The following is a 7,651-nucleotide window of genomic DNA, read 5'->3' as shown; positions in this document are numbered from 1 at the left end:
TCTCTTCCGCATCCATTCGACTTAACAGCGCGCGCCAAATCCGCTCCCATGTTCCGTCTTCCGACCATTGTTTCAATCGCCGCCAACAGGTGGTGGGAGAACCATATTGTCGGGGCATGTCCGCCCAAGTACAACCGGTTTTCAAGACGTAGAGAATTCCGTTCAGGGTTTTTCTCGGATCTGCGGGCGGACGTCCGGGTCCCGGTTTGGGTTTGGGAAGAAGAGGTTCAATCACAGCCCATTGTTCGTCTGTCAGCTCATGTCTCGTACTCATACTTCCATTTTACATTGGCAGATCATGTTTTTGAAATAGCTTGTAATCTCTTTCGCCAATTCGATGAGGGTACGACGTTCAGCATGGCGGATCACAGGAACCACCAACCCTTTATCAAGGGCTACTGCTATTCCTAGATGCACATGGGAATAAGTATGAATGCTGTCACCTATCCATGCGCTGTTCATTTGTTTATGTTGCAGCAGAGCTAATACAACAGCACGGGCAATAAAATCGGTAACTGTCAGCTTCAGTTCGTAACGGCTCAGTACATCCTCAGCTATTTGTTTCTTTAACAAGAGTAGATCAGTCACATCTACAGTCATGGTCATAGAAAGCTGAGCACTCTGTTGCAAGCTTTCATGCATGCGCGTGGCAATCACTTTTCTCATTCCGCTGACAACTTTACGCTCTACTGAAGCGTTATCCTCCGCAATTTTCTGTGCAATATCTACTCTAGCACTCTCCTTTTCACGTGAGATGGGTTGTTCCTGAGAAGACATCGAGGAAAGAAGTGCTTGATTAGCGATCGCTTTCTCTACATCTTCTTTTGTAATGCGCCCCTGTGGACCCGTACCGACTAATTTTTCAATATCCAGACCGGCTGCCTCTGCCATTTTACGAGCGATGGGAGTGATTTTTACTTTCCTTTTCTTAACAGGTGATTCCGGAGTTGCAACCGATTGGGCCGATTCGGCTACTGCCGCAACTTGTCCCTTATTAGCAAGAGGTGTTTTATTTTTCTCTCCATCGCCCACTTTTTCTCCCGGCATGCCTATGTAGCCGATTACCGTTCCGACCGAAACGACTTCACCGTTCGGAACGACGATGTCCAGCAGGATCCCGTCTTGGGGTGCTTCCACTTCCATCTCGATTTTTTCTGAACTGATGATGACAACGACATCTCCTTTTTTTACAGAATCCCCCACATTTTTTTTCCATTCGACAACTGTACCTTCTTTCATTCCCATTCCGAGTTTCGGCATAATCAATTCACTAGCCATTTTCAATCTCTCCCTTTTATAACCAAGAGGTGAAGACTATGCTTCACCTCTTAATCTTTTTCATCGATCAAGAAGCTGTGAGTATGGAATCATCACCGACCAATTCGGAAATCGCTTGAATGACTTTCTCCGGTGTTGGCAAATAGAGGTCTTCCAAAACAGGAGAGAACGGTACGGGTGTGTGCGGTGCGGTAATTCTTTTTATTGGTGCATCAAGCATGTCGAACCCTTTGCTCGCAACAAGGGCGGCAATATCTGTAGCTACACTGCAACGTGGGTTAGCTTCGTCGATCACGATGAGACGATTCGTTTTTTCCACGGAATGGAGAATTGTCTCTTCATCTAGCGGAGACAGACTGCGAGGATCAATCACCTCAATTTCCATTCCCTTTTTAGCAAGGATTTCTGCTGCTTTGAGAGCCGTGTGCACTTGCTTTCCAATGGCTACGATGGTAAGGTCTGACCCTTCCCGTTTTATATCTGCTTTTCCTATCGGTATCGTATAATGTCCTTCGGGTACTTCGCCTTCCATGTTGTAAAGGGTTTTATCCTCAAAGAAAATTACCGGATCGTTATCAGCGATGGAAGCGAGGAGCAGTCCCTTGGCATCCGCCGGCGTGGAAGGAACGACCACTTTAATTCCCGGGATGTGCGTGAAGATTGCATACAGGCTTTGCGAATGTTGCGCGGCTGCCCGAAATCCCGCGCCATACATGGTACGGATTGTTAAAGGCACTTGCGTTTTGCCACCAAACATGTATCGTAATTTTGCACACTGATTCAGGATTTGGTCGAAACAGGAACCGACAAAATCGTTAAACATTAACTCAGCAATCGGTCGGAGTCCGGTTACTGCCGCCCCCACAGCCGCGCCGATAAAAGCGGCTTCACTGATCGGCGTGTCCAGAACGCGGTTACGCCCAAATTCCTGTACCAACCCTTTGGTAACCCCCAATACACCCCCCCACGCTTCATCATCCTGCAGATGATCAACTTGCGCGCCTCCGGCCACGTCCTCCCCCATCAAAATCACGTTTTCATCGGCCCGCATCGCCAACCTCATCGCTTCATTGAGGGCCTCGGAAAAACTTATCTTTCTGCTCATTTTCTACACCTCCAATATTATTTGTAAGAAACATAGACATCCGTCATAAGCTCCTCCGCAGACGGATACGGACTTTCTTCCGCGAATCGTACAGCTTCTGAAATCGCTTTCTCAACATCGTTATCTATCCTTTCAAGCTCTTGTTCTGTTAACAGATTGTTGGACAAAAGATAGTTACGGAAGATTTGTATGGAATCTTTCTCATGCAGATGTATTTCTTGATCTTCTTTCTTCTTGTACTTTTGCGCGTCTCCCTCGAAGTGACCATAATTGCGGTAGGTTTTACATTCGATTAATGTGGGGCCTTCTCCGTTTCGCGCTCTTATGACCGCTTCTTGCGCCGCCCTATATACGGCCATCACATCTTTTCCATCCACAATGACACCAGGAATGTTATAGGCGGCTGCTCGCTGAGCGATATCGGTACAACTGGACGCATAGGTGAATGGGGTGGCCTCTGCATATCCGTTGTTTTCTGCGACAAATATAACCGGTAATTTCCAGATAGCTGCCAGGTTAATCCCTTCATGGAAAGTTCCCTGGTTATTGGCACCGTCTCCAAAGAAACAAACAGATACTGCTTTTGTCCCTTTTAACTTCGCTGTCAACGCCGAACCGCATGCAAGAGGAAAGCCTCCGCCTACAATCCCATTGGCACCAAGCATTCCTTTTTCCAGATCAGCTATATGCATGGAGCCGCCTTTTCCTTTGCACAGTCCTGTGGCTTTCCCGTAAAGTTCCGCCATCATTCCGTTCAGATCACACCCTTTGGCAATACAATGACCATGTCCACGGTGAGTGCTTGTAATGCTGTCTTTTTCTTCCAAATGGGCACATACACCGACCGCCACCGCCTCTTCTCCTGCATACAAATGAACAAAACCCGGCAAAATTCCACGTGCAAATAGTTTATGAACACAGTCCTCAAACTTGCGGATTTCCACCATTTTTCGATACATCCAAATCGCTTTATCGCGCGATAATTCCTTGTTTTGCGCCTCGGTCATGGTCGTCTCCCCCTATCGTTGGTTGATGATAACAGATACGACACGTGATTTGCAGATTTCGTTTAAATGCCGTGATCAGCTGTTGTTGAACCGTCGACATATCAGGTGAATATCCCAACTCTTCGGCGAGAGAAGTGACCCCAAACTGTGCCAGACCGCAAGGGATGATATTTTGAAAGTGAGTGAGATCCGGTTGTACATTCAATGCCAAACCGTGAAACGTTACCCCCCGGCTCACCCCGATACCGATGGCACAAATTTTACGGTTTTGAATCCAGACTCCCGGATATCCTTCTTTTCGTTGTCCTTTTATTTTGTAAAAGGACAAGACATCACACACTATTTGTTCCAAAAGGCGCACATACCCGATCGGTGTGAGTTTGGCCTCCTTCAGATGGATAATTGGATAGGCCACAAGTTGTCCCGGGCCATGATACGTGATATCACCGCCGCGGTTGCAACGATAAATCTTGAAACCTTGTTTCTTCAGTTCATCCGGTGGATACAACAAATGCTCCCATTTTTGGTCCGAACCCATCGTATAGATGGGAGGGTGTTCAAGCAAGATGAGGGAATCTTCGATTTCACCTCTCTTGCGTTTTTCAACGAATTCTTTTTGCCAGCCAAGAGCTACCTCATAGTCCACCTCCCGGCATATAAAAACCTGCAAACGCTTCCACCTCCCTGCACTGTATATCTATATGCAAATATGGTGCCAATTCGATTTACTTCGTTTCTCAAGTATCATAGCAGGGACCTTATCCAAGAGATAAGTTTCACGTTGAGACGGAATGGGACATGAGTCTTATTTTGTCTCATTTTGTCCCATTTTGTTCATTAAAGACCATGTCATCTGAGATACATAAAGGCTATTAACAAACCCAGCGGTATTCCGCTGGGTTGGTATGCTAATTGGAAGATAATAGATGAACGGACTCAAGGAGATAACAAAAAATATCCACCTTTAGGCCTCTTGTTCTCTTCCAGATAAGAAAGGCCATTTTCTTAATGTTTAGCACACGACAGTTTTTCTCCGTTACCTTGGCAAACCCCATAATCCGTTAATATCTAAGTCCGTACAGCTCCTTCGAAAGTGCTTTTCCTCATTCATTTAACCGGTTCTGACAAATCCTTGGCGTCTTCCTATACATGAAAATTTTCTTCATTTTTCGGAAAAATTCACCGGGATAAAGACGGCCAATCCCAGCACGTTCGCGGATCGGACTTGCACTCGCAGTACAAGCTATTTCAAAAATATGATCTATCAATGTAAAATGGAAGCATGAGTACGAGACATGAGCTGACAGACGAACGCTGTTATTGAACCCCTGCTTCCCAAACCCAAACCGGGACCCGGACGTCCGCCCTCCGATTCGAGAAAAACCCTGAACGGAATTCTTTACGTGTTGAAAACAGGTTGTACCTGGGCGGACATGCCTCGACAATATGGTTCTCCCACCACCTGTTGGCGGCGATTGAAGCAATGGTCGGAAGACGGGACGTGGGAGCGGGTTTGGCGTGCTCTGTTGAGCCGAATGGATGCAGAAGAGATAATCGAATGGGCTCAAGATTTCTTGATATTCGATTTGTTCCCGCCAAAAAATAAGGAATTCGTGACCCGCCCCTGCAAATCCTTCGGGGTGATGAAAATGTTGAATTTGCGGCAAAACCAACTGACGCTTTGGGATGCGATCTTGCCAGAACCGCTTCGTTCTTTGCCTCCCGAGTTGGAACAAGTGGATCAGCTGCTGGATGACGAGCGCTTTTTGCAGCCACCGGAACATGGGGCCCGAAGCATGGGCTGGAATGAAAATCATGGCCCATAATCTAAGAAGAGCAGCGATGGCGCGGGTGGTCATAAAGAAAACAGGAGGGAAGGATGGGATATTCCGTTCTCCTTCTCTCCCCTTCAATCAAAAGCTCCCCGATTTTTGACTTTTTTAGGGAACACTACCTAAGAAGTGACATAAATTTATAACGGCCGCTTGTCGTACGTTTCACAATCCTCGTCAAAGACACGATTCAACTTCTCACGTGGATTGACGAACCAACTGATGAGTGAATTCGTTCGCCTTTAGAAACGTTGAGTCCGTAAACAGGACTTTTCGTTCATCGTGGAAAAGACCCGACCGTTATACTGCAACGATAACGGATGTCCCTGCATCAATATTGTGCAACAGGTGATCCCGCTGTACTAAATCCTCAATATTGACCAATTCAATACCCTTGCCGAGGGTTTGAAAATGTGGTTCCGTTCTTATTTCTCTTTTGTGTTATCTTCTTATGACAAAAAAAGAATGCTGAGCTGCTACCTTTGTCAGCATGAGATGACATGTTTATAACTGGTACTTTTTGAGTCTGCGGTAAAATGTACTACGTGGAATGTTCAACAATTTGGCTGCTAAGGAAACGTTTCCGCCCGTTTTCTCAAGGGCTTCAATGATCTCCCGCCTTTGCAATTCTTCACGATAGGTAAGAGGTTTCTCTTGTTTTACGTAACTTGGATCTCTTGATACAATTTTATCCATTCGATGAACGAATAGATGCTCTACAAGAGAAGGATCCGGTGTATTTCCATTTGAGAGAATACGCAGTTGTTCTAATACATTAAAAAGTTCACGGATATTTCCCGGCCAATCATAGTCGATCATTTTCTCCATGATAACATCCGGTATTTTCACTTGCCAGTGATTCTTCCGACAATAATAACGTATTAAGTAGGGGATGTCCTCCTTCCGTTCCCGCAAGGCAGGAACATAGATAGGAAAAACATAAAGGCGGTAAAAAAGATCTTCACGAAATGTTCCTTCCTGTACCATTTGGCGAAGATCGCGATGAGTGGCTGTAATAACACGGATATTGAGTGGTATCGCTTTCTTACTGCCTACTGGTGTAACCTCCCGCTCTTGCAAGACACGTAACAATGCAACCTGCATGGCAGGGGGGATCTCACCAATTTCGTCGAGAAAAATCGTTCCGTGATTGGCCTGTTCAAATTTCCCTTGGTGACCTTGACGCCGCGCTCCGGTAAACGCTCCTTCCACGTAACCGAACAATTCACTTTCCATCAGTTCACGAGGAATCGCCCCGCAGTTTACAGCGACAAAAGGCCCATCTTTATATGCACTGTTTTGATGGATCACACGGGCGATCAACTCTTTTCCCGTTCCACTCTCCCCATAAATATGAACATTCGCCTCTGTAGGAGCGACCTGTGCTATTTCCCGTAATGTTCGTTGAAAAGATTCACTCGTTCCTGTTTCCCCCGGAAAAAAGACGGAGACTGAAGGCTGTTTTTTTGCCTTTGTATATATAAGTACCTTTTTCTGATTTGTATATGTCAAGTGAATACAAAAGCCGATCTGTCCGCCGTGATGACGAGAGTATAAAGGGGTACAACTTTGTTCTGTGTATCCCAATTCCTTTAAATCTGTGACTTTCATCTTCGACCATTCGGGAACCTCATTTTGCACGTTTTGGCTGGCACAGACGATCTGTTTCTTGTTGTTACATATCACCACGGGAATATTTGTTTGTACCAAATCAGAGGACTGCTTAATCAGTTCTAGATGCTCATTTTGTTGACGAATTCTCCATTCTTGTTCGATCGCGTATGCAGTCGATACGACTGCACCAAGTGTATGAGGGTGATGATATTGAACTGGAGATGATACATTCAACACTCCCAATAATATACCTTCGTCATCACAAATAGGAGCGGCAGAGCAAGTCCATTTATGAGAAGCAAGGCAGTAATGCTCTGAACCTACCACCGTTATAGGTTCCTTTACAATCAACGTAGTCCCGATCGCATTTGTCCCCACTTCCTCTTCTGTCCATTTAACGCCTTCGACAAAGTTAATCGTTCGTGCCAAACGCAGTACTTCTTTATCTCCCTTCATGATTAATACATATCCTTGTGGATCAATCAATAAAACAATGGAATGAGAACCTTTGATATACTTAAGCATTTTTTCTACATAGGGCATAGCAATGTCAAGAAGTAAAGCGTTTTCTTTCTTTCGGCGGTTAAACGGTTCACCGGTCAGAACTTGCTTTCCTTCACCTAAGCGTGGATTGACACCCTCTTTTTTACATCGATACCACGACTCCGAGATATGTTTGTTTAATCGTGAAGCGTCCAATACACCCTCTTGCACAAAACGCTTCCATACACGTTGCGAAACTGTACCAAACGTCATTATGTTCCGCTCCTTTCCCAATTTTTAGGTACATTATATTGAGAGAGGAAAACGGTAAT

7 protein-coding genes and 1 pseudogene are annotated in these 7,651 nt (G+C 45.5%); 2 read left to right on the top strand and 6 right to left on the bottom strand.

The window, feature by feature from the left end; genetic code table 11:
• From BM063_RS18305 to lipB, 5 genes are all read right to left on the bottom strand, one after another.
• The coding region (locus BM063_RS18305; RefSeq protein WP_143085257.1) for an IS5 family transposase at positions 1 to 274 on the bottom strand (274 nt) is incomplete at its 3' end.
• A complete protein-coding gene (locus BM063_RS06775; RefSeq protein WP_092037167.1) occupies positions 271 to 1,278 on the bottom strand; it encodes a dihydrolipoamide acetyltransferase family protein in 1,008 nt (335 codons plus the stop codon). The genes BM063_RS18305 and BM063_RS06775, both read right to left, overlap by 4 nt.
• A 67-nt stretch (positions 1,279 to 1,345) precedes the next feature.
• Positions 1,346 to 2,383, bottom strand: coding sequence for an alpha-ketoacid dehydrogenase subunit beta (locus tag BM063_RS06770; protein ID WP_092037165.1), 1,038 nt, complete (start codon positions 2,381 to 2,383; stop codon positions 1,346 to 1,348).
• 17 nt (positions 2,384 to 2,400) lie between these two features.
• Complete coding sequence (locus BM063_RS06765) at positions 2,401 to 3,390, bottom strand: thiamine pyrophosphate-dependent dehydrogenase E1 component subunit alpha (RefSeq protein WP_092037163.1); 990 nt, start codon at positions 3,388 to 3,390, stop codon at positions 2,401 to 2,403.
• The gene (lipB, locus tag BM063_RS06760) at positions 3,353 to 4,060 is read right to left on the bottom strand and encodes a lipoyl(octanoyl) transferase LipB (RefSeq protein WP_177199029.1); all 708 of its coding nucleotides are present in this window, start codon (positions 4,058 to 4,060) and stop codon (positions 3,353 to 3,355) included. The genes BM063_RS06765 and lipB overlap by 38 nt, the downstream gene beginning before the upstream one ends.
• Before the next feature lie 649 nt (positions 4,061 to 4,709).
• Here lipB and BM063_RS18300 point away from each other — a divergent pair.
• Together BM063_RS18300 and BM063_RS17215 are read left to right on the top strand one after the other, a co-directional pair.
• Positions 4,710 to 4,895 (top strand): annotated as a pseudogene (locus BM063_RS18300) (transposase); the annotation flags it as partial.
• A gap of 21 nt (positions 4,896 to 4,916) precedes the next feature.
• Positions 4,917 to 5,216: a hypothetical protein gene (locus BM063_RS17215; protein WP_143085256.1), complete on the top strand. Its 300-nt coding sequence runs from the start codon at positions 4,917 to 4,919 to the stop codon at positions 5,214 to 5,216.
• 510 nt (positions 5,217 to 5,726) lie between these two features.
• Here the strand turns inward: BM063_RS17215 and BM063_RS06750 are convergent.
• The gene (locus BM063_RS06750) at positions 5,727 to 7,592 is read right to left on the bottom strand and encodes a sigma-54-dependent Fis family transcriptional regulator (RefSeq protein ID WP_092037157.1); all 1,866 of its coding nucleotides are present in this window, start codon (positions 7,590 to 7,592) and stop codon (positions 5,727 to 5,729) included.
• Between the last annotated feature and the right edge of the window lie 59 nt (positions 7,593 to 7,651).

The sequence above is a fragment of the Planifilum fulgidum genome (assembly GCF_900113175.1).
GTDB lineage: Bacteria > Bacillota > Bacilli > Thermoactinomycetales > DSM-44946 > Planifilum > Planifilum fulgidum.
Note: the sequence above shows the minus strand (reverse complement) of the source record. Positions and strands in the feature narration are given on the sequence as shown.

Bases quoted from the DNA above. Each gene is read 5' to 3' on its own strand.
- BM063_RS06775 (WP_092037167.1), bottom strand. From the start codon at position 1,278: ATGGCTAGTGAATTGATTATGCCGAAACTCGGAATGGGAATGAAAGAA.
- BM063_RS06770 (WP_092037165.1), bottom strand. From the start codon at position 2,383: ATGAGCAGAAAGATAAGTTTTTCCGAGGCCCTCAATGAAGCGATGAGG.
- BM063_RS06765 (WP_092037163.1), bottom strand. From the start codon at position 3,390: ATGACCGAGGCGCAAAACAAGGAATTATCGCGCGATAAAGCGATTTGG.
- BM063_RS06750 (WP_092037157.1), bottom strand. From the start codon at position 7,592: ATGACGTTTGGTACAGTTTCGCAACGTGTATGGAAGCGTTTTGTGCAA.